Genomic DNA, 19,934 nt, shown 5'->3' on the forward strand with positions numbered 1-19,934 from the left:
CCCGAGGATAGCCTGGCGCGGTCGGCACACGGCGACGAAGGCGGAGCCCATGCGCAGGTCAGGCACAGCGCGGCTGATCGCTGCCGCCGTCGCCGCCCTGCTCCTCGCGGGCTGCGCCGCCGGCGGCACCGTCGCGGCGCCGGAGGCGACCTCCCGCGTCGAGGTCTTCACGTGGTGGGCGAGCGGCTCCGAGAAGCGCGGCCTCGACGCCGTCGTGGGGGTCTTCGCCGCCCAGCACCCCGACGTGCGGCTCGTGGACGGCGCCGTGGCCGGAGGGGCGGGAACGGCGGCCAAGGACCTGCTGCGCTCGCGGCTCGCGGCCCAGGACCCGCCGGACACCTTCCAGGCGCACGCCGGCGCGGAGCTCGCCGACTACGCCGAGGGCGGGCGGCTCGAGGACCTCTCCGACCTCTACGACGAGCTCGGCCTGCGCGACGTGCTGCCGCCCGAGCTCGTGGCGACGCTCACGGTCGACGGCGACATCTACGCGGTGCCCTCGAACATCCACCGCGCGAACGTCGTGTGGGCGAACCCCGACGTGCTCGCCGCGGCGGGCCTCGACCCCGACGCGACGTACGCGTCGATCGACGAGTGGGTGGCGGCTCTCGAGACCGTCGGGCGCTCGGGCGTCACGCCGCTGGCCGTGGGCACGACGTGGACCCAGGTGCACCTGCTGGAGACCGTGCTCCTGGCGGGCCTGGGGGCCGAGGCCTACACCGGCCTGTGGGACGGCACGACCGACTGGCGCGGCCCCGAGGTCACGGCCGCCCTGGAGGACTTCCGCACCCTGCTGAGCCTCACGAACCCCGACCGGGACCAGCTCGACTGGCCCGACGCCACGCAGCGGGTGATCGACGGCCAGGCCGCCTTCACGGTCATGGGCGACTGGGCGCTGCCGGCGTTCGAGGGCGCGGGCCGGGAGGTCGGGACCGGCGTCGTCCACTTCCCCGTACCGGGGACCGACGGCGTCTTCGACTTCCTCGCCGACTCCTTCACCCTGCCCGTCGGGGCGCGGAACCCCGACGGCGCCCGGGCCTGGCTCGAGACCGTGGCGTCGCGCGAGGGGCAGACGGCCTTCAGCCGCGCGAAGGGCTCGATCCCGGCGCGCACGGACGCCGACCCGGCGGACTTCGGCCCCTACCAGCGCTCGGCGATGGCCTCGTTCCGGGAGAGCACCGTCGTCGGCTCGCTGACCCACGGCGCCGTCGCGCTCGCGACGTTCGACGCGGTCGCGGCCGCCGTGCGGTCCTTCACGACCGGCGCGACGGACGTCGCGGGACTCCAGGCGGCCCTCGCCGCCGCGGCGTCCACGCGCTGACGGGGGCGGGGACGGCTCAGACCGTCCCCGGCGTCACGCGACCCCGCGGGGCACGAACGTCACGGTGCCGTCCGGGCCGATGACCGTCTCCGCCCATCCGGGGGCTCCCGGGGCCGGCAGCGGCACCGCGTCGTCGGTGGCCCGGTGGTACAGCGCCCAGTCCGACTCGGCCACGGCGCGCGTCGAGGTGAACGTCCGCTCGGCCCCGGCCGGCTCGGCCTGGACCCGGCGCACCGGCACCGCCGCGCGCGCGTCGTCCGGCTCGTCCGGGACCAGCGCCGGGACGTGCATGCCGGGCGGTGGAGCCGTCGGCCCGGGCTCCCTCCGGACGGGCGCCGCCGGCACCGGGCCGTCGGCGAGGTCGTCGACCCACCAGACGTGGTCGGCGGGCGGCGCGGGCCAGGCCGGGTCCGGCCGCCAGCCGGAGGGCGGCGACCAGCCGGTCGGCGGGGTGGGCCATCCGGGAGGGGCGTGGAAGCGGTGCACACAGCGAACCTAGCGACGCGGCCCGGCCGGGAACGAGCCGCGCCGTGGCACCTCACCCCCTCTTTCACCCGCGCCCGGCCGGCGGCTCGGCCGTCCGGGTGAGCCGGCACGAAACAGGACCGTGACACGTGGCAACGCCCCGTTCACCCCGCGGCGGCGCTCCCGAAACACGGATCCAGAACTGTATCCAGGCATGAGCACACGCGTGGATACGGGCCCCCAGGCCCGTCGCTCGCGCCGCGAGCAGGTGTACGAGTCGCTGCGGGACGAGCTCGTCAGCGGACGCTTCTCGCCCTGGGAGCGCCTGGGCGAGGAGCGGCTCGCCGACCTGTTCGGGGTGTCGCGGACGCCGGTCCGCGAGGCGCTGACCCGGCTCCTCGCCGACGGCCTCCTCGAGAAGCGCGGCGGCGGGCTGTACGTCTACATGCCGACGTTCGCCGACCTCGCCGCGCTCTACGAGCTGCGGATCACCCTCGAGCTGCAGGGCATCCGCCGCGCGGTGCAGGACCCCACGGTCCGGCACGACCGCGCCCGCCTGGAGGCCGAGCTCGCCCGCTGGCACGAGATGCGCGACACGCCCCCGGCGCCCACCGCCGGCTTCGTGGCGGTCGACGAGCGCTTCCACGCCGTGCTGCTGGACAGCTCCGGCAACCACGCCCTGACCGCGGCGCTCGCCCAGGTCAACCAGAAGATCAGGGGAGTACGGATGTACGACTACCTCACCACCGACCGCATGCGGGCGACCGTCGACGAGCACGTCGAGATCGCCGAGCACGTCCTGGCCGGGCGGCTGACCACGGCGCTCGACGCCCTGCACGCGCACGTCGGCTCCTCGCGCGACGTCGTCGTGGAGCGGGCGGCGCACGCGCTCGCCATGGCACGGATGGGCCACCTCGACGGACGGGACGCCCGGTGAGCACCCTGACCCCCGCACCCGCGACCGCGCCGGACGACGTGCGGCCCTCCCCCACGCAGCGCGTGCTCGACGCCTATGCGCGCCTCGCCGCCGTCGACCGCCCGGAGGTCTGGATCACCCTGCGACCCGAGGCGGACGCCCTGGCCGACGCCGCCGCGGTCGAGGCCCGGCTCGCCGCCGGGGAGCACCTGCCGCTGGCCGGCACGGTCCTCGCCGTCAAGGACAACATCGACGTGGCCGGGCTGCCCACGACGGCCGGCCACCCCGACTTCGAGCGGATCGCGGAGCGCACCGCCACCGCCGTCGAGCGGCTCCTCGACGCCGGGACCGTGCTGCTCGGCAAGACGAACCTCGACCAGTTCGCCACCGGCCTCACCGGCTCGCGCAGCCCCTACGGCGCCGTCCGCAGCGCCCTGGTGCCCGACCGCGTCTCCGGCGGCTCGAGCGCCGGGTCCGGCGCCGCGGTGGGGCTCGGGGTCGTCGACATCGGTGTCGCCACGGACACCGCGGGCTCCGGCCGGGTGCCGGCCGCCTTCAACGGCGTGGTGGGGATCAAGCCGACCTTCGGTCTCGTCCCCAAGGACGGCGTCGTGCCGGCGTGCGCGTCGTACGACTGCGTGAGCATCCTGGCGCCGACGCTGGCCCTGGCCACCGCGGCGATCCGGGTCATGACGGGCCCCGCCTCCGCCGACCCTGCCTCCAGCACCTGGCCCGCGGACGTCCGGCTCGCCGCACCCGCGGCACCCCGCGTGGCCGTGCCCCGTGCCGCCGACCTGGCAGGCCTCTCGCCCGAGGCGCTGGCCCGGTTCGCCGCGGCCCGGGGCCGGCTCGAGGCCTCCGGCGCCGGCGTCGGCGAGATCGACCTCACGCCGCTGCTCGCCGCGGCGCGACTGCTCTACGACGGCGCGCTCGTCGCGGAGCGCTACGCCGCCTTCGGCGACTTCCTGGCCGCGCACCCCGAGCACGCCGACCCGTCGGTCGCCACGATCGCCCGCGGCGCCGGGACCGTCATCGGCGCCGACGTCGTCCGCGACCAGCAGCGCCTGCGCGCGCTGCGGGCGCAGTCCCTGGCGGCGCTCGCGGGGTACGACGCCCTGCTGGTCCCGACCGCGCCCGAGCACCCCACGCTCGCCGCGGTCGCGGCCGACCCGCTCGGGGTCAACGCGCGGCTCGGCACGTACACGAACTTCGTGAACCTCTTCGGCATGGCCGCGGTCGCGGTGCCCGGCGGCACGGCCGACGGCGGGCTGTTCGGCGTCACCGTGGTGACCCGCGGGTTCGAGGACCAGGTCGGGCTCGACCTCGCCGCCGTGCTCGCCGGGGAGGCCGGGCTCCCGCCCGAGCCCTACCCCAGCGGCGGCGTCCCGGTGGTCGTCTTCGGCGCCCACCTGCGCGGGGAGCCGCGCAACCCCCAGCTCGAGGAGCTCGGCGCGCGCTTCGTCGGCGACGTCACGACGGCGCCGGACTACGCCATGCACCTGGCCGCGGACGGCCTGCGCCCGGTGGTGGTCCGGACCGCCGCCGGCGCGGGTGCGGCGCTGCCCGGCGAGGAGTGGCTGCTCTCCCCCGCGGCGCTCGGCACCCTGCTCACCACCGTCGACGCGCCGCTCGCGCTCGGCCGCGTCCGGCTGGCCGACGGCCGGGCCGTCGTCGGCTTCACGGGCGCGCTGACCGGCGAGGAGCCCGACATCACGGCCGCCGGCGGCTGGCGCGCGCACCGCCGGCGTCGCGACCGTCCCGGCACCACCTGACCGGCACCACCTGACCGGCACCGCCCGGCGCCCGGACCTGCTCCCACCCCTCACCCGACCGGAGATCATCATGACCGCACGACCGACCGCACGACTGCGGCCCACCACCGCCCTCCTGGCCGTCGCCGCACTGGCCGGCCTCGGCGGCTGCGCGGCCGCCGGGGCCGACGAGCCCGACGGCGCCACGGGCACCGTCACCGTCGGGACCCTCAAGGGCCAGCCGCACCTGTTCGCCCCGTTCCTGTACGAGGACTTCCTCCCGGACGGCATGGAGGTGGAGGTCGTCCAGTTCGACACCTCCCCCGACATCAAGAACGCCGTGGTCAGCGGCAACGTCGACTTCGGGGTCACGGGTGTGCCGTCCGCGCTCTCCGGTGTCGCGGCGGGCCAGGACGTCGTGGTCGTCGCGGCGGCCGCCGACGGCGGGTCCAACATCGTGGGCACGACGGACATCACCTCGGTCGCCGACCTCGTCGGACGCACCGTGGGCTACCCGCAGGGCGCGTCGCAGGAGATCCTGCTGCGGCTCACGCTCGAGGAGCACGGCGTCGACATCGAGGAGCTCGATCTCGTCAACCTGCCGTTCTCCGACATGGCGAACGCGCTCGCGAGCGGGCAGATCGACGCCTTCGCCAGCGCCGAGCTCGGCCCCTCCATCGCCATGCTCGACGGCGCCCACCAGATCGTCTCCCCCTACGACACGCCCGTCGGCAAGGTGAACATCGGCCTGGTCACCACGCAGCGCCTCATCGACTCGGACCCCGAGCTCGTGCAGGCGGTGGTGGACACGCACATCGAGGCCACCGAGGCGATGCTCGCCGACCCCGAGGCGTGGTCGAGCGGCGTCGTCGAGCAGTTCGGCCTCGACGCCGCCGTGGTCGACACGGCGATCGGCAACATCTGGCCGCGCTGGTCCCTGGACGCCGAGTACCGCGCCCAGGTCGAGGCGCTCGCCGAGCAGATGCACGGGCTCGGCTACCTCGACGCCTCGCCCACCGCCGACGAGGTCATCGACCCGACCTTCGTCGAGTCCTCCACCGCCGGCTCCTGAGCCCGGCCCCGACGTGAAGGAACCCGCCATGACCGCGACCGCTCCGTCCGAGGCACCGCTCGCCGTCCCCGCCGCCGCGACCACGGGCTCGCCCGCGGCGCGGGCGGGGCGGCCGCGCCGGCCCCGCCCCGCCCGCGACCCCCGGGCCACGGCGGCGGCCGTCGCCCTGGCCGTGCCCGTCCCCGTGCTCGCCCTCGTGCTGTGGAAGCTCGGCGTCCAGAACGCCTGGACCCTGCCCTTCGGCATCAAGATGGCCTTCGTCCCGGCCCCCGAGGACGTGCTGCGCCGCATCGTCGACATCACCGTCGGCGGCGTCTTCGACGACGCGTTCAGCGGCTCGCTGTGGGAGCACCTCGCGGCGAGCACGGGACGGGTCCTGTCCGGGTTCGGGCTCGCGGCGCTCTGCGCGATCCCCCTCGGGGTCCTCATGGGGCGCTTCCGTGCCGTGTTCCGCATGCTCGACCCGCTGCTCAACGTCGTCCGACCGATCCCGGTGACGGCGTGGGCGCCCCTCGCGCTGCTCATCATCGGCTTCGGGGACCGCTCGACGATCTTCCTGGTCTTCCTCGCCGCGTTCTTCCCGATCCTGCTCAACACGATCGCGGGCGTGCGCCGAGTCCCGGAGCGGCTGCTCGAGGCCGCGGCGATGCTCGGCACGCGTCCGGCGCAGGTCCTGACCAACGTCGTCCTGCCCGGCGCGATGCACAGCATCGTCGGCGGCCTGCGGATCGCCCTGGGGCTGTCCTGGGTCATCCTCGTCGTCGGGGAGACCGTCGGCATCAGCACCGGCCTGGGGTCGATGATCACCCAGGCGCGGGACATGTCCAAGACCGATCTCATCGTCGCCGGGATGGTCGTCATCGGCCTCGCGGGCTTCCTCGCCGACCGGCTCCTCGCCGGCCTGGTCACGCTCGTCACCCGCGGCCGCCCGACCCTCTCCTAGGAGCCACCATGCCTCGCATCGGAACCGACCGGCCCCAGCTGCCCGGGGACATCCGCACCGTCGCCCTCGAGAAGCGCTACCGCCCCACCGACACCGTCCCCGCGATGGCCGGCGTCGACCTCGACGTCCGGGCGGGCGAGCTCGTCACCGTCGTCGGCGCGAGCGGCTGCGGCAAGAGCACCCTCCTGCGCATCATCGCCGGGTTCGAGACCGCGACCGGCGGCTCGGTCACCGTCGCGGGCGAGCCGGTCACCGGCCCGGGGCCGGACCGGGGCGTCGTCTTCCAGGACTACGGCCTCTTCCCGTGGCTGACGGTCCAGGAGAACGTCGCGTACGGCCCCAAGCAGAAGCGGTACAGCCGCGACGTCGTCGCCGAGCGTGCCGAGCGCTTCCTGGCGACGGTGGGCCTGACCCGGTTCGCCAGGTCCTACCCCGGCGAGCTCAGCGGCGGCATGCAGCAGCGCGTCGCGATCGCCCGCGTGCTGGCGAACGACCCGGCCGTGATGCTCATGGACGAGCCGTTCGGCGCGCTCGACGCCCTGACGCGCAGCACCATGCAGGTGGAGCTGAGCCGCATCCACCGCGAGACCGGGACGACGGTGCTGCTGGTCACCCACAGCATCGAGGAGGCGGTGGTGCTCGCGGACCGCGTCGTGGTCATGGCGGGCGGCGCCTCGCACGGCGTGCCGGGTCACGTCCGCGAGGTCGTCCCCGTCGGCCTCGGCGAGGACCGGGACGTCACCGGGCCCGCGTTCAACGAGATCAAGCGGCACATCGCGGCCCTGGTCCACGAGGGCACGCAGGCTGTGCCGGCGGCGTGACGCCCGGACGTCACCAGGGCCACCACGACGGCGGCCACCAGCCGCCGATCCAGCCCCAGAACCACTGCCACCAGCCGCCGCCCGGGGTGCCCGGACCGTCGCCGTCCTCGCCGTCGACGAGGACGGCGACGGTCCGGGCCGGCACGGTGACGGTGCCGCTGGCCTCGTCCCACGTGGTCTGACGCACGACGTCGTCGCTGCCCTCGGCGAGCACCGGCGACAGCTCGTAGTCCGCGCCCGCGAGGTCCGCGAGCGCGATCACGGCGGGCTCGTCGGACGCGTTGAACACCGTCAGCAGGCCGTCCAGCTCGGGGTCGACGTCCCGGCCGACCGTGTCGTCCACGTGCATCGCGATGACGCCGGGAGCGGCGTCGGGGCCGCTGCCGGGGAAGGTCACCTTCTCCCGGATGAGCTCCGCGTCGCCGAGCCGGAACAGCTCGGTCGAGAACCGCAGCCGCAGGAGGTCCTGCGCCTGGTCCCCCGCCGCCTCGATGTCCGCGGGCGTGGGCGCGAGCGCCGGGTCCGCCAGCAGCGGCGCCTGGTAGGGCCACTTCGCCTCGTTGTCCGCCGCGGGCGGCAGGCCGCGCCCGAAGGTCGTCCCCTGCCCGGACCAGTCGATCTCGTTGAACCAGTCGCCCGAGTCGTAGCTGTTGCGGTCCAGGGACTTGCTGCGCAGCAGGTCCGTGCCGGCGTGCCAGAACGACGGCGTCTGCGACAGGGCGGTCGTCGCGAGGGACAGCGTGTTCATGCGCACGCGGTCCGCCATCGGCGTGTCCTGGGGCAGCTTGAGCGTCAGCGAGTCGAAGAGCGTCTCGTTGTCGTGCGCGTCGACGTAGGTGACGACCTCCTCGGGTGACGTCGCGTAGCCCGCGGGCTGCCCGTTGTAGTCGAGCTCGGCGCCGGTGCGCACGGTGCCGTCGCTCGCGAGGAACGCGAAGTCCTCGAGGTTGCCCGCGAGGCCGAGCCGGACGAGGTCGGCCTGGTGCTGCAGGCGCGCGCGCTGCTCGTCCTGCGAGCCGTTGACCGGGGCGCCGTTCGGGTCGGTGAACGCCCCGCTGCCGAAGCCCTGGACGCGCGGGTCCTCGTCGAACGGTCCCCCGCCGCGCACGGCGTCGCGCAGCCGGTCGCTGAAGGTCCCGATGCCCGTGCCGTCGAGCTGGCCCTGCGTCGCCTGGGTGAACAGACGGTTGTCGGCGACCTCGCCGAAGTTCCAGCCCTCGCCGTAGAGGTAGACGGCCGAGCCGTCGACGCCGTCGCGGCGCGGCGTGAGCGCGTCGAGCGCCTCGCGCACGGCCTGCATGGTCTGGACGCTGTGGTGCCCCATGAGGTCGAAGCGGAAGCCGTCCACCTTGTAGTCGCGGGCCCACGTCACCACGGAGTCGACCATGAGCTTCTCGGTCATGGCGTGCTCGGTGGCCAGGTTCTGGCAGCACGTCGACGTCTCCACCTGCCCGGTCGCGTCCAGCCGGTGGTAGTAGCCGGGCACCACGCGGTCCAGCACGGACTTCGGGTCCTGGCCGCTGGCGGCGGTGTGGTTGAACACCTGGTCCAGGACGACCTGGAGGCCGTCGTCGTGCAGGGCGCCGACCATGGTCCGGAACTCGGCGACCCGGGCACCGCCGTGGGCGTCGCGCGCGTAGGACCCCTCCGGGGCGCTGAAGTGCAGCGGGTCGTAGCCCCAGTTGTAGCCGTCGCCGGCGCGGATCTGCTCGATGCAGGCCTGCTGCTCGGGCGAGTCCGGCGGGAAGGACGCGAGGTCGCACGGCGGCGTCGCCTGGGCGCCGCGGTCCTCCTCGATCGTCGCGATGTCGAACGTCGGCAGCAGGTGGACCGTCGTCAGCCCCGCGTCGGCCAGCTCCCGCAGGTGCTGCCGGCCCGCCGTGCCCTCCTGCGCGAAGGCCCCGTAGGTGCCCCGGAGCTCCGCGGGGACGGTCTCGTCGCTGATCGAGAAGTCGCGCACGTGCAGCTCGTAGATCGTCTGGTCGACGGGCTCGACCTCGGGCTGGTCGGCCGTGCGCCACAGCCGCGGCTGGTGGTCGCGGTCGTCCAGGTCCACCAGCACCGAGTGCGTCGAGTTGAGCGTCAGCGCGACCGAGTACGGGTCCGTGACGCGGTTGACCTCGACCGCGTCCGTGCTCGGGGCGTAGACGGTCACCTCGTAGAGGTAGGCCGCGTCGGCCCAGGCCTTCTGGCCGCGCACCGTCCACGTGCCGTCGGCCCCGCGGTCCATCGCGACCCGCTGCGGCTCGGCGTCGAGGTCGAGCCGGCCGCGGCGGTCCGGGGTCCACAGCAGGAGGTCCACGTCCTGTGCCGTCGGTGCCCACAGGGCCAGGTCGGGCCGGCCGGACCGCCACGTCGCGCCCAGGGCGCGGTCGGCCGCGTCCTGCGCGAAGAGGTCGTCCACCACGCCCGGGACCTGGACGCCCGTGATCGCCGTCGCCGCGCCGGCGGCGTCGTACTGGCCGACGAGCAGCTCACCGCGCAGCAGCGCCTCGACCTCCGCCCGCGGGGCGTCCACGCTCAGCGCGAGGAAGCCCTCGAGGTGCGGGAACGCGGCGAGCTGCTCGGCCGTGAGGCCGCCCTCGTCGAGCGCGAGCTCGATCGCCTCGCCGCCCTGGACGGCGTCGTCGACCACCTCGAGCGACGCGTCGGGCGCGTGGTGCAGGCGCCACGTCTGCGCCGACGCGTCCGTCCCCGGCAGGAGCGCCGCGGGCCACGCGATGGTGCCGGCGTCGAGCCAGTGCGCCTGCGCGGTGCCGACGCCGGCCAGCGGCGGGTCGACGACGCCGACCGTCAGGACGTGCGTGGCGAGGTCGTACGTGAAGGTCACGCGCTCGTCGGCGGACGCCGTGAAGGCGATGTTCGCGCCGCCCGGCGCGCCGCCGGCCCCGTAGTTCTCGTCCCACGTCAGGCCGTGCGCGACCTTGACCTCGTACGTGCCCGCGGGCAGCGGACGCGAGGTCCAGGTGAAGGTGCCGTCGCCGTCCGGGTCCTGCAGGGAGGTCACGACGCAGTCCGGCGACCAGTCCGCCGGGCAGCCCGCCTCGCTCTGGAAGGAGCCGGGCAGCGTCAGCAGCGGGCCCTGGGCGCTCGACGTGAACCACTTCGTGGCGTCGTCGTAGACGAACGTGACCTGCTGCGTCGCGGGCACCGAGATCGGCACGTTGTCGCCGCCCCGCACGCCGCCCGCGCCGTAGTTCTCGTCCCAGGTGCCGTTGATCGCGATCTTGTACTGGAAGTCGCCCGCGGGGACCTCGAACGTGCCGGAGTACACGCCCGCGCCGCGGTGCGTCAGGGCGACGGCGGTGCAGTCGGGCTGCCAGTCGGCCGAGCAGCCGAGCTCGCTGTCCAGGTCGCCCGCGACCGTGACGAGCAGGTCCTCGCGACCCTCGGCGGGCTGCTCGTCCGGCACGGCGCCGTCGACGGCGACGCCCACGGACGCGAAGGACGAGGCCGCCACGCGGTCGCCCGCGGCGTCGACGCTCACGGCGCGGTACTCGACGAGCGTCCCGCGCGCCAGGCCGGCGGTGTCGTGGAACACGCGCGGCGTGGTGTCCTCCGCCGTGCCGAGCGGGGTCCAGTCCTCGTCGCCGACCACGCGGTACGCGAAGGAGGTCTCCGCCCAGACGTCGGCGACCTCGGCCGCGACGGGGGCCACCCCGGTGACGGCCGCGCCCGGGGAGGGGACGGCGACCGTCAGGTCGTCCGCCCCCGCAGCGACCGGGCCGTCGGCCACCAGGACCACGGCGCCGAACGCCGGGACCGTGAGCTCGACGGTGCCGTCGTCGGCCGCGGTGACGGCCGCGTGGTCGTCCGGCGATCCGGCGAGGGCGGCGAAGCCGGCGCCCGGCGTCAGCGTGTCGACCGTGACGGTCGCGGGCACCGCGGCGTTGTTCACGGCGACCAGGTGCTCGACCCTCTCCTCGCGGTCGACGCGCGAGAACGCGTAGACGGAGCCCTCGCCCGGACCCGTGACGGGCCGCTCGAGCTGCGCGCCGGTCGCGAGCGCCGGCGTCGCGCTGCGGGCCGACGCCAGGCCCGCGATGTGCTCGTAGAGCGGGGCGCCCGTGTCGTAGCGGTCGACGGAACCCAGGGCCTGCCCCGTCAGCAGCTCCTGGTCGGTGTACTCGGGCGTCTGCGACGCGAAGAGGGTCTGCCGCGCGCTCTTGTCCCCGCCGAGGCCGGCGAAGCCCTGCTCGTCGCCGTAGTAGACGACGGGCTGGCCGCGCGTCAGGTACATGAGGCTGTGCGCGAGCTCGGAGCGCGCCAGGCCGTCGCCCTGCGGGGCGACGAAGTAGCCGATGCGGCCCATGTCGTGGTTGCCGAGGAACGTGGGCAGGGCGGTGGAGCTCGTCGTCGGCGTCGTGTACATGTCGTCGGAGGCGAACAGCTGCCGCAGGGTCTGCGGACCCGTGCCGCGGGCATACGTCGACGCGGCGGCCTGGAAGGTGAAGTCCAGCACCGAGCTCATGTCGGTGGTGCGGACGTACGGCGAGAGCTTGGCCGCGTCGGCGTCGTACACCTCGCCGAACATGAAGAAGTCCGGCTTGCCCTGGGCGTGGGCGTAGTCGAGGACCTGCGTGGTCCACTGCTCCCAGAACTCGGGGTTCACGTGCTTGACCGTGTCGATCCGGAAGCCGTCGATGCCGAGGTCCACCCAGTCCTGGTAGACCTCGACGAAGCCCTCGACGACCGTCGGGTGCTCGGTCATGAGGTCGTCCAGGCCGTCGAAGTCGCCGTACGTGACGGACTCCCCCGCCCAGGTCGAGTTGCCGCGGTTGTGGTAGAGCGTCGGGTCGTTGAGCCACGCGGGGACCTTGAGGTCGGCGTCGGCCGGGTCCACGACGGGCGTGTAGGGGAACGACGTGGCCGGGTCGAGCTCGGGGAACGACCCCGTGCCGGCGTGGTCGGCGGGGTCGAACGGCGTGCCGGCGGCGTCGGTGTACGGCCGCGTCGCCTGGTCCACGTAGGAGTACTGCCCCTCGGCGTAGTCGACGACGTCGGCCGTGTGGTTCGTGATGATGTCGAAGTAGACCTTGATGCCCCGCGCGTGGGCGTCGGCGATGAGGGCCTCGAGCTCCGCGTTCGTCCCGAGGTGCGGGTCGATCTGCGTGAAGTCCGTGATCCAGTACCCGTGGTAGCCGGCCGAGGCGTCGGCGCCGGTGCCCTGGACCGGCCGGTTGAGGAAGGACGGCGTGAGCCAGATCGCCGTCGTGCCGAGCCCCTCGATGTAGTCGAGCTGCGCGCGCAGGCCGGCGAGGTCACCACCCTGGTAGAAGCCCTTGTCGGTCGGGTCGAACCCCGTGGCGAGGCGGTCGCCGGTGAGCCCTCCCGTGTCGTTGCCCGGGTCCCCGTTGGCGAACCGGTCCGTCATGACGAAGTAGAACTGCTCGGCCGAGCCCGGCTGGCGCACCGGGTCGGCGACGAGCGCGGCGTCGGCGTCCGAGGCCGCGCCTCCCAGGTCCAGCGGGACCAGGCCGGTGCGGTGCGTGGCGTCGTCGTACGTCACGCGCAGCCGCGTCGGTCCGGCGACGACGAGCGGGGTGTTGTCGCCGCCGCCGTCGGCGCCGTACGCCTCGTCCCAGGCGTCGTCGAGCGCGACCTTGTACTGCCAGGCTCCCGCCGGGACCTCGAACTCCGCGGCGTAGCGGCCCGGTTCGCCCGTGGGCGCGAGCTCCGTCGCGGCGCAGTCCGGCGCCCAGTCGGCCGCGCAGCCGAGCTCGCTCTGCAGGTCGCCGACCAGGGCGACCGAGCGGTCCGCGGCGGTCGCGGGCGCCGAGCCCGGACCGGGCGGCACGACGGTCGCCGTGAGGGCGAGCGCGAGGACGGAGCCGATCCGCGCCGCCGAGCGCGCGCGGGTCGACGAGGCCGTGAGGGCCGAGGTCATGGGGACTCCCTTGTCACCACCGATGTTCACCCGGGTGAACTCCGCCGGGTGGCGCGACGGTAACGCCGGGCCGCAAGGCCGGGCAACGCGTGGCGGCGCGCCCTTGCAGTGGACGCGCGACCACCCCGGAGGGCCGTGCGTGCGATCCGTCAGGCGGTTGCAGTGGCGCCCGCAGCTCGTCCGCAGTGCGGACAGCGGGCGTCCACGGCCGCCACCCGGAGCGCTAGCCGCCGTAGCTCGCCGTGAGGGCGACGAGGAACGCGACGCAGGCGCCCGCGGCGACGATGGCCAGGATCGCCGCCCCCGCCAGCACGCCGATCGCGTACCAGCGCGTCCGTTCCACCACGACCCCGGCGATCACCGCACCGACCGCCACCATCCCGACGATCGTCGAGACGATCTGCTCGATCCCGCCGCTGTGCGTGACCCCGCGGAGCAGGCCCCCGAGTCCACCGGCCACCACGAAGCAGGCCACGAGCGCGGGGATCGCGAGGGCCGCGCCGATCCAGAACTTGCGCTTGTTGGACGACGGCGTGCGCACCGGCGCGTAGGGGTCGGCGGCGCCCTGACCGTAAGGCTGCTGACCGTAGGGCTGCTGACCGTAGGGCTGCTGACCGTAGGGCTGCTGACCGTAGGGCTGTGGCTGGCCGTACGGCGGCTGCTGACCGTACGGCGGCTGGCCGTCCGGCTGCGCGCCCGGCTGCTGCGGGTCGTCCTGCGGGGGCGGCTGCTGCGACACGGTGGCTCCTCGGTGGGGACGCTGGTCAGGTCAGGGACAGGACGATCGCCGTGGCGGCAGCCCCGGCGAGGAGGGTGAGGTAGAGCAGGACGAGGCGCGTGTCGCCGAGCTTGCAGCGCGAGCGGAGCAGGCCGGCGCGCCGGGCCCGGGCGTACCCGACGATCGCCAGCACCGCGAAGCCGAGCAGCGCCCACGGCCCGAGCACCCAGCCCAGCAGCGCCACCGTCGCGAAGACGCACAGCCGCAGCGGGTCCGGCGGCGCCGCGGTGCCGGAGCCCGCGACCGCCTCGTGCGGCGGCCGGACCTGCCGGGGGTCGCTCACCGGGGCACCATCGGGAGCGAGACCCGGGACGGGCGCTCGGGCGGTGTACCGCGCGTCGCACGGCCCGACCCAGCCGCCGTCGCGGCGGCGAGGGGCACGCCCGCGGCGCTCGAGATCCGGCTCCGCGACAGCGGCGCCCACGCCTGGACCGCGCAGAACGGCGCGCACTGGTGCGCCCGCGACTCCTCCTCGACGGTCGCGACGTGGACGCAGCACTGCGTGAGCCGCTCCTCGATCATCGTGTTCATGTCCATGAACGGCTTGATCGTCACGCGCAGGACGCGCTCCCCGAGGAGGCGCCGCATCCGGTCCTGCTGACCCGGCAGGCGTGAGGCGGCGAGGGTCGCGAGGGTGCTGATGCCGAGGTCGCACGCGGTGCAGATGTCGCGCCAGATGGTCGCCATCGACGGGTGGGAGAGCGACGACTGCTCCGAGAGGAGGTCGAGCAGGGACCCCTTGACGGCCGCACGCAGCTGGGCCGGGATGGCGTCGTCGGCGATGCGGTTCGCCAGCACGTCCGGCTCGAGGTCGAGCCACTCCTTGAGCCGCTGCGGACCGATGAGCGCGACGAGCGAGCGCCACGTGCCCGCGTCGTCCCGGAGCAGGTAGCCGACCGAGCAGCAGTGCGGGTGCGAGCACGGCAGGGCCGTCATGTCGCGCCACGTCACCACGCCGTCGGTCTGCGGCCCCAACCGCGCGAGCACCCCCGTGTGCGTGAGGCGGTCCATCGGGTCCAGGCCCGCGCTGCGACCGGAGCCGAAGACGGGCTGGATCGTCACGCCGCCGACGAAGGGCGTCGCCATGCCGCGCCGGACGACGTCGCCGATCTCGTCGTCGTTGACGCCCAGCGCGGCGGTCATCGTCAGCGTGGTGAACACCCCGGCCTCGGACAGCCGCTCGAGCGCCCGGTCCTTGAACCGGCGGATGTCGGCGCCGCGGTGGTGCGTCGAGGCCTGCGCCGTGACGCCGTCGAACTGCAGGTACACCTCCACGCGCTCGCGGTGCCGGCGCAGCGTGGCGAGCAGGGCGTCGTCACGCGCGATGAGGAGCCCGTTCGTGTTGAGCAGCACGCGCACCACGGGCCGCGTCGCGACCGCGTCGAGCAGCTCGGTGAGCCACGGGTAGAGGGTGGGTTCGCCACCGCTGAGCATGAGGACGTCGATGCGGCCGTTCTCGCGCGCCAGGCGCGTGTCGATCGACGCCAGCACCTCCTCGAGCGGCGCGACCGACGCCAGCGCGGGCGCCGACGCGGCGAAGCAGGTCGGGCACTTGAGGTTGCAGTGGTCGAGCAGGTCCTCGAGCAGGATGCAGGTGTGCTGCGTCTGCATCTCGGGCAGCCCGTGTGCGTAGGCGGCGGGCACGGGCGCGAAGTTGCCGACGACGTCGGGCGTGTGCGCCTTGGTCGGCGCCGTCCACTGCTCGAGGTAGCTGAGGATCTCGGGCGACTCGTCGTAGAGGGTCCTGACCAGGCCGTGCGTCGCGCAGCCGCGCTCGAGCCAGATGCGCTCGTCGCGCTCGACCAGCCACCCGGACAGCCGCGGGACCTCGGCGAGCGGGCGGTCCGGTCGCTCCTCGTGGCACAGCGGGCAGAACGCGTTGACGTAGCGGTGGATGCGCCCCCCGCGCAGTGGCATGCCGGGTCCGGTGCGTGGGCTCACGCGGTGGCCTCCTCGAGCTCTGGCCGGCGCGCGCCGGACTCCGTGCGGGCGTGGACGACGATGCGGGCGAGGACGAGCGGCACGGTCACCGCGAGGAAGAGCTGTCCGCGCGACAGGCCCGCCCACACCTCCTCGTTGCCCCGGACGAACTCGACGAGGAAGCGGAAGATCCCGTAGGCGGCGACGTACCAGACGAAGGTCTCCCCCGGCGGCAGCGGCTTGTGCCGCAGCCAGAACCACAGGACGGCGAAGGCCGCCGCGTGGAACGCGATCTCGTAGGCGAAGGACGGGTGCAGCGGGACGCCGGCCGGGGCGCCCAGGCGCGCCGCTGCCTCGCGGTCGAGCACCACGCCCCAGGCGCCGCGGGTCGGCTCCCCGGGCAGCTCGGTGAGCAGGCAGCCGACGCGACCGACGGCCATGCCCCCGGCCACCGCCGGCGCGAAGAGATCACCCGTCCGGACGCGGTAACCGCTGAGCCGCTTGGCGACGTGCACACCGAGCCACGCGCCGACGAGGCCACCGAGCACGCTCCGGTTGCCGTGCACCCACTGCTCGACCAGGGACGCGTTCTCGCGCAGGTCCACGTGCTGGAGCCAGGTGCCCAGCCGCATGAGCAGCGCCCCACCGACGAGGCCGCCCGTGACCACCACCAGCAGGCGGTCGTCCGTGTGCCCGCGCCGTCGCGCCTCCACCACGAGGATCAGCAGCGCGACACCGACGCCCAGCGCGACGAACAGCTCGTGCGTGGGCACGGGCCCGATCATCGTCAGCATCCGCGCATGCTGTCACGCCGCCCGCCCCGCGCTGAACGGCGACGTCGGCAGGACCCGTCACCGAGCTCGCTGGTTCGCCGCGCCTCAGGGTTCCAGGAGCGCCCCGAGGCGGGCGGCGACCGCCTCCGGGGACGCCTCGATCGCGACGACCTTGTCGCGGCTGGTCGCGCCGCTGACGAGCTCGACCTGCCGACGGCGCACCCCGAACGCCTGGGCGACGGCTTCGAGCGCCGCCTCGGTCGCGGCGCCGTCGACGGCGCGAGGCGTCACCGCCACGACGAGCCGGCCCGCGTACGAGCCGCCGACGTGACTGCGCGACGCGCCCGGACGCACGCGCAGCGCCACCCGGACGGGCGGCGCCGCACCTCCCGCGGGCACCGTCAGACCCAGTGGAGGAGGACGGCGAGGTGCGCGCGAGCGCCGATCTCGTCGTAGCCGGCCAGGACCGCCGCGTCGTACTCCTCCTGCGTCGGTGCGGCGGCGGCGTTCTCGGCCGAGGCGATGGCGTCCTGGAGCGCGACGAGCACCGTGTCGGCGTGCTCCTTCTGGTAGTCGGCCGTGAACGTCTCGTCCCGCAGGGCCCCGAGCATCGGCCGCAGCGCGTCGGCGTACGCGAGCGCACCCTGCTGGGAGGCGGCGAGATCGCCGGCGGCCTCGGCCTCGTACCACGCGTCGAGCACCGCGTCGTGGTCGGCCATGATCGCGTGGAGCCGGTCGCCGTCCTCGCCGTGGTCGAAGGGGTCCTCCCACTCGACGTCCTCGGACGCGCTCGTGGGCTCCGGCTCGGGCTTCGCGGCGGCGCCCCCGCACCCGGACAGCACGAGCGCCCCGCCGACGGCCAGGGCCGTGGCGAGGCGTCGTGCCGTCCCGCGGTTCAGATCAGCCCCAGCTGCCGGACGGCGTCGCGCTCCTCGGCCAGCTCGGCGACCGACGCGTCGATCCGCGTGCGCGAGAAGTCGTTCACCTCGAGGCCCTGGACGATCTCCCAGTCGCCGCCGGTCGACGTGACCGGGAAGGACGAGATGAGCCCGGCCGGGACCCCGTAGGAGCCGTCGGAGACGATGCCCGCCGACGTCCAGGAGCCCTCCGGCGTGCCGAGGACCCACGAGCGCACGTGGTCGATCGCCGCGTTGGCCGCCGACGCCGCCGACGACGCGCCACGCGCCTCGATGATCGCCGCACCGCGCTTGGCGACGGTCGGGATGAACGTGCTCTCGAGCCACGCCTGGTCGTCGATCACCTCGACGGCCGGACGGCCGCCGATCGTGGCGTGGAAGACGTCCGGGTACTGGGTGGCCGAGTGGTTGCCCCAGATCGTGACCTTGTCGATGTCCTTGACGCCGGCCCCGGTCTTCTCCGCGAGCTGCGAGAGCGCGCGGTTGTGGTCGAGCCGGGTCATCGCCGTGAAGCGCTGCGCCGGGACGTCCGGCGCGTGGGCCTGGGCGATCAGCGCGTTGGTGTTCGCCGGGTTGCCCACGACGAGCACGCGCACGTCGTCGGCGGCACCGGCGTTGATCGCCTCGCCCTGGGGCTTGAAGATCCCGCCGTTCGCCTCGAGGAGGTCGCCCCGCTCCATGCCCGGGCCGCGCGGCCGCGCGCCCACGAGCAGGGCGACGTTGACGCCGTCGAAGGCCGCACGCGCGTCGTCGTAGATGTCGACGGAGTCGAGCAGCGGGAACGCGCAGTCGGCGAGCTCCATCGCGGTGCCCTCGGCGGCCTTGACCGCCTGGGGGATCTCGAGGAGCCGCAGGCGAACCGGCGTCTGCTCGCCCAGCATCGCGCCGGAGGCGATGCGGAACAGCAGCGAGTAGCCGATCTGACCGGCGGCGCCGGTGACGGTGACGTTCACGGGTGCGGTCATCGTTGACTCCTTCTGGAGGCTGTCGGGAGGGTCGGGGAGGGCGGGCGCTCAGGCCAGCCGCGCGGCGAGGTTCTCGTCGAGGGCGGCGAGGAACTCCTCGGTGGTGAGCCACTCCTGGTCCGGCCCGATGAGGAGCGCGAGGTCCTTGGTCATCTTGCCGCTCTCGACCGTCGAGATGACGACGTCCTCGAGCGTCTGCGCGAACTGCGTCACCTCGGGCGTGCCGTCCAGCTTGCCGCGGTGCATGAGGCCGCGCGTCCAGGCGAAGATCGACGCGATCGGGTTGGTCGACGTCGGCTTGCCCTGCTGGTGCTGGCGGTAGTGGCGCGTGACGGTGCCGTGCGCCGCCTCGGCCTCGACGGTCTTGCCGTCGGGGGTCATGAGCACCGACGTCATGAGGCCGAGCGAGCCGAAGCCCTGGGCGACCGTGTCGGACTGGACGTCGCCGTCGTAGTTCTTGCAGGCCCAGACGTAGCCGCCCTCCCACTTCATGGCCGCGGCGACCATGTCGTCGATGAGGCGGTGCTCGTACGTCAGCCCGGCCGCGTCGAAGTCGGCCTTGAACTCGGCCTCGAAGACCTCGGCGAAGATGTCCTTGAACTGGCCGTCGTAGGCCTTGAGGATCGTGTTCTTGGTCGACAGGTAGACCGGGTAGCCGCGCTGCAGGCCGTAGGCGAACGAGGCGCGCGCGAAGTCGCGGATCGACTCGTTGAAGTTGTACATGCCCATCGCGACGCCGCCCGCCTCGGGCATCGTCACGACCTCGAACTGCTGCGGCTCGGAGCCGTCGGCCGGCTCGAAGGTCATCGTGATCCGGCCGGCGCCGGGAACCTTGAAGTTCGTCGACTTGTACTGGTCGCCGTGGGCGTGGCGACCGATGATGATCGGCTTGTTCCAGCCGGGCACCAGGCGCGGGATGTTGCTGATGATGATCGGCTCGCGGAAGACGACGCCGCCGAGGATGTTGCGGATCGTGCCGTTGGGCGAGACCCACATCTTCTTGAGGCCGAACTCCTCGACGCGCGCCTCGTCGGGCGTGATCGTCGCGCACTTGACGCCGACGCCGTGCTCCTTGATCGCGTTCGCCGCGTCGACCGTGACCTGGTCGTCGGTCGCGTCGCGGTTCTCGATCGACAGGTCGTAGTAGCGCAGGTCGATGTCGAGGTAGGGGTGGATCAGGCGGTCCTTGATGAACTGCCAGATGATGCGGGTCATCTCGTCGCCGTCGAGCTCGACGACCGGACCCACGACCTTGATCTTGCCCATGCGAAAACTCCCGTTGCTCAGGTGGTCGGCGCGCACGAGGACACGGGCCACCTGCGGAGGCAGGACCTGGCGACCGTGCCGGGCGCCCGGCGGCGTGTGCTGTGCTTCGCGGTCAGGTTACTCGACATCGAGAGACCTGACC

At 74.1% G+C, this 19,934-nt stretch carries 16 protein-coding genes; 6 read left to right on the forward strand and 10 right to left on the reverse strand.

Translation table 11 applies throughout. The features are described from left to right. Positions 1–49 precede the first annotated feature (49 nt). On the forward strand, positions 50–1,318 hold the full coding sequence (locus H2O74_RS12835; protein ID WP_182111938.1) for an ABC transporter substrate-binding protein: 1,269 nt from the start codon (positions 50–52) through the stop codon (positions 1,316–1,318). Between the two features lie 33 nt (positions 1,319–1,351). Here H2O74_RS12835 and H2O74_RS12840 read toward each other — a convergent pair whose 3' ends face one another. Then, the gene (locus H2O74_RS12840) at positions 1,352–1,804 is read right to left on the reverse strand and encodes a hypothetical protein (protein WP_182111939.1); all 453 of its coding nucleotides are present in this window, start codon (positions 1,802–1,804) and stop codon (positions 1,352–1,354) included. Between the two features lie 193 nt (positions 1,805–1,997). Here H2O74_RS12840 and H2O74_RS12845 point away from each other — a divergent pair, with 193 nt between their 5' ends. The 5 genes from H2O74_RS12845 (at position 1,998) to H2O74_RS12865 (ending at position 7,286) form a co-directional block, all read left to right on the forward strand. Then, on the forward strand, positions 1,998–2,720 hold the full coding sequence (locus tag H2O74_RS12845) for a GntR family transcriptional regulator (RefSeq protein ID WP_182111940.1): 723 nt from the start codon (positions 1,998–2,000) through the stop codon (positions 2,718–2,720). Next, positions 2,717–4,471: an allophanate hydrolase gene (atzF, locus tag H2O74_RS12850; protein ID WP_220457964.1), complete on the forward strand. Its 1,755-nt coding sequence runs from the start codon at positions 2,717–2,719 to the stop codon at positions 4,469–4,471. Before H2O74_RS12845 ends, atzF begins: the two co-directional genes overlap by 4 nt. A 70-nt stretch (positions 4,472–4,541) precedes the next feature. Continuing rightward, positions 4,542–5,522: an ABC transporter substrate-binding protein gene (locus tag H2O74_RS12855; protein ID WP_182111941.1), complete on the forward strand. Its 981-nt coding sequence runs from the start codon at positions 4,542–4,544 to the stop codon at positions 5,520–5,522. Between the two features lie 28 nt (positions 5,523–5,550). Next, positions 5,551–6,465 carry an ABC transporter permease gene (locus H2O74_RS12860; protein WP_182111942.1) on the forward strand — a complete coding sequence of 305 codons (915 nt, stop codon included), beginning with the start codon at positions 5,551–5,553 and terminating at the stop codon, positions 6,463–6,465. An 8-nt stretch (positions 6,466–6,473) separates the two neighbouring features. Beyond that, complete coding sequence (locus H2O74_RS12865; protein ID WP_182111943.1) at positions 6,474–7,286, forward strand: ABC transporter ATP-binding protein; 813 nt, start codon at positions 6,474–6,476, stop codon at positions 7,284–7,286. A 10-nt stretch (positions 7,287–7,296) separates the two neighbouring features. On the opposite strand, the gene pulA is transcribed toward H2O74_RS12865, so the two are convergent. The 9 genes from pulA to H2O74_RS12910 form a co-directional block, all read right to left on the reverse strand. After that, complete coding sequence (gene pulA, locus H2O74_RS12870; protein ID WP_182111944.1) at positions 7,297–13,173, reverse strand: pullulanase-type alpha-1,6-glucosidase; 5,877 nt, start codon at positions 13,171–13,173, stop codon at positions 7,297–7,299. Positions 13,174–13,396: 223 nt separating this feature from the next. Next, complete coding sequence (locus H2O74_RS12875) at positions 13,397–13,912, reverse strand: hypothetical protein (RefSeq protein WP_182111945.1); 516 nt, start codon at positions 13,910–13,912, stop codon at positions 13,397–13,399. A gap of 25 nt (positions 13,913–13,937) precedes the next feature. Further along, positions 13,938–14,234, reverse strand: coding sequence for a hypothetical protein (locus H2O74_RS12880; protein ID WP_220457965.1), 297 nt, complete (start codon positions 14,232–14,234; stop codon positions 13,938–13,940). Continuing rightward, positions 14,231–15,892, reverse strand: a complete 1,662-nt coding sequence (locus H2O74_RS12885; protein WP_309232707.1) for a radical SAM protein — start codon at positions 15,890–15,892, stop codon at positions 14,231–14,233. The genes H2O74_RS12880 and H2O74_RS12885 overlap by 4 nt, the downstream gene beginning before the upstream one ends. Continuing rightward, complete coding sequence (locus tag H2O74_RS12890; RefSeq protein WP_182111946.1) at positions 15,889–16,665, reverse strand: prolipoprotein diacylglyceryl transferase; 777 nt, start codon at positions 16,663–16,665, stop codon at positions 15,889–15,891. Before H2O74_RS12890 ends, H2O74_RS12885 begins: the two co-directional genes overlap by 4 nt. A gap of 84 nt (positions 16,666–16,749) precedes the next feature. Then, positions 16,750–17,043, reverse strand: a complete 294-nt coding sequence (locus tag H2O74_RS12895; RefSeq protein WP_182111947.1) for a DUF167 domain-containing protein — start codon at positions 17,041–17,043, stop codon at positions 16,750–16,752. A 2-nt stretch (positions 17,044–17,045) separates the two neighbouring features. Beyond that, a complete protein-coding gene (locus tag H2O74_RS12900) occupies positions 17,046–17,486 on the reverse strand; it encodes a hypothetical protein (protein ID WP_182111948.1) in 441 nt (146 codons plus the stop codon). Between the two features lie 53 nt (positions 17,487–17,539). Then, positions 17,540–18,526, reverse strand: a complete 987-nt coding sequence (locus tag H2O74_RS12905) for a malate dehydrogenase (RefSeq protein WP_182111949.1) — start codon at positions 18,524–18,526, stop codon at positions 17,540–17,542. A 48-nt stretch (positions 18,527–18,574) separates the two neighbouring features. Next, complete coding sequence (locus H2O74_RS12910) at positions 18,575–19,792, reverse strand: NADP-dependent isocitrate dehydrogenase (protein ID WP_182114273.1); 1,218 nt, start codon at positions 19,790–19,792, stop codon at positions 18,575–18,577. Positions 19,793–19,934: the final 142 nt, after the last annotated feature.

Origin of the sequence: Actinotalea sp. JY-7876 (genome assembly GCF_014042015.1) — a bacterium.
Classification (GTDB): Bacteria; Actinomycetota; Actinomycetes; order Actinomycetales; family Cellulomonadaceae; genus Actinotalea.

Excerpts from the sequence above, each read along its gene's own strand:
- pulA (WP_182111944.1), bottom strand. The coding sequence starts at position 13,173 with ATGACCTCGGCCCTCACGGCCTCGTCGACCCGCGCGCGCTCGGCGGCG.
- H2O74_RS12905 (WP_182111949.1), bottom strand. The coding sequence starts at position 18,526 with ATGACCGCACCCGTGAACGTCACCGTCACCGGCGCCGCCGGTCAGATC.
- H2O74_RS12835 (WP_182111938.1), top strand. The coding sequence starts at position 50 with ATGCGCAGGTCAGGCACAGCGCGGCTGATCGCTGCCGCCGTCGCCGCC.
- H2O74_RS12855 (WP_182111941.1), top strand. The coding sequence starts at position 4,542 with ATGACCGCACGACCGACCGCACGACTGCGGCCCACCACCGCCCTCCTG.
- H2O74_RS12845 (WP_182111940.1), top strand. The coding sequence starts at position 1,998 with ATGAGCACACGCGTGGATACGGGCCCCCAGGCCCGTCGCTCGCGCCGC.
- H2O74_RS12890 (WP_182111946.1), bottom strand. The coding sequence starts at position 16,665 with ATGCTGACGATGATCGGGCCCGTGCCCACGCACGAGCTGTTCGTCGCG.
- H2O74_RS12860 (WP_182111942.1), top strand. The coding sequence starts at position 5,551 with ATGACCGCGACCGCTCCGTCCGAGGCACCGCTCGCCGTCCCCGCCGCC.
- H2O74_RS12865 (WP_182111943.1), top strand. The coding sequence starts at position 6,474 with ATGCCTCGCATCGGAACCGACCGGCCCCAGCTGCCCGGGGACATCCGC.
- H2O74_RS12910 (WP_182114273.1), bottom strand. The coding sequence starts at position 19,792 with ATGGGCAAGATCAAGGTCGTGGGTCCGGTCGTCGAGCTCGACGGCGAC.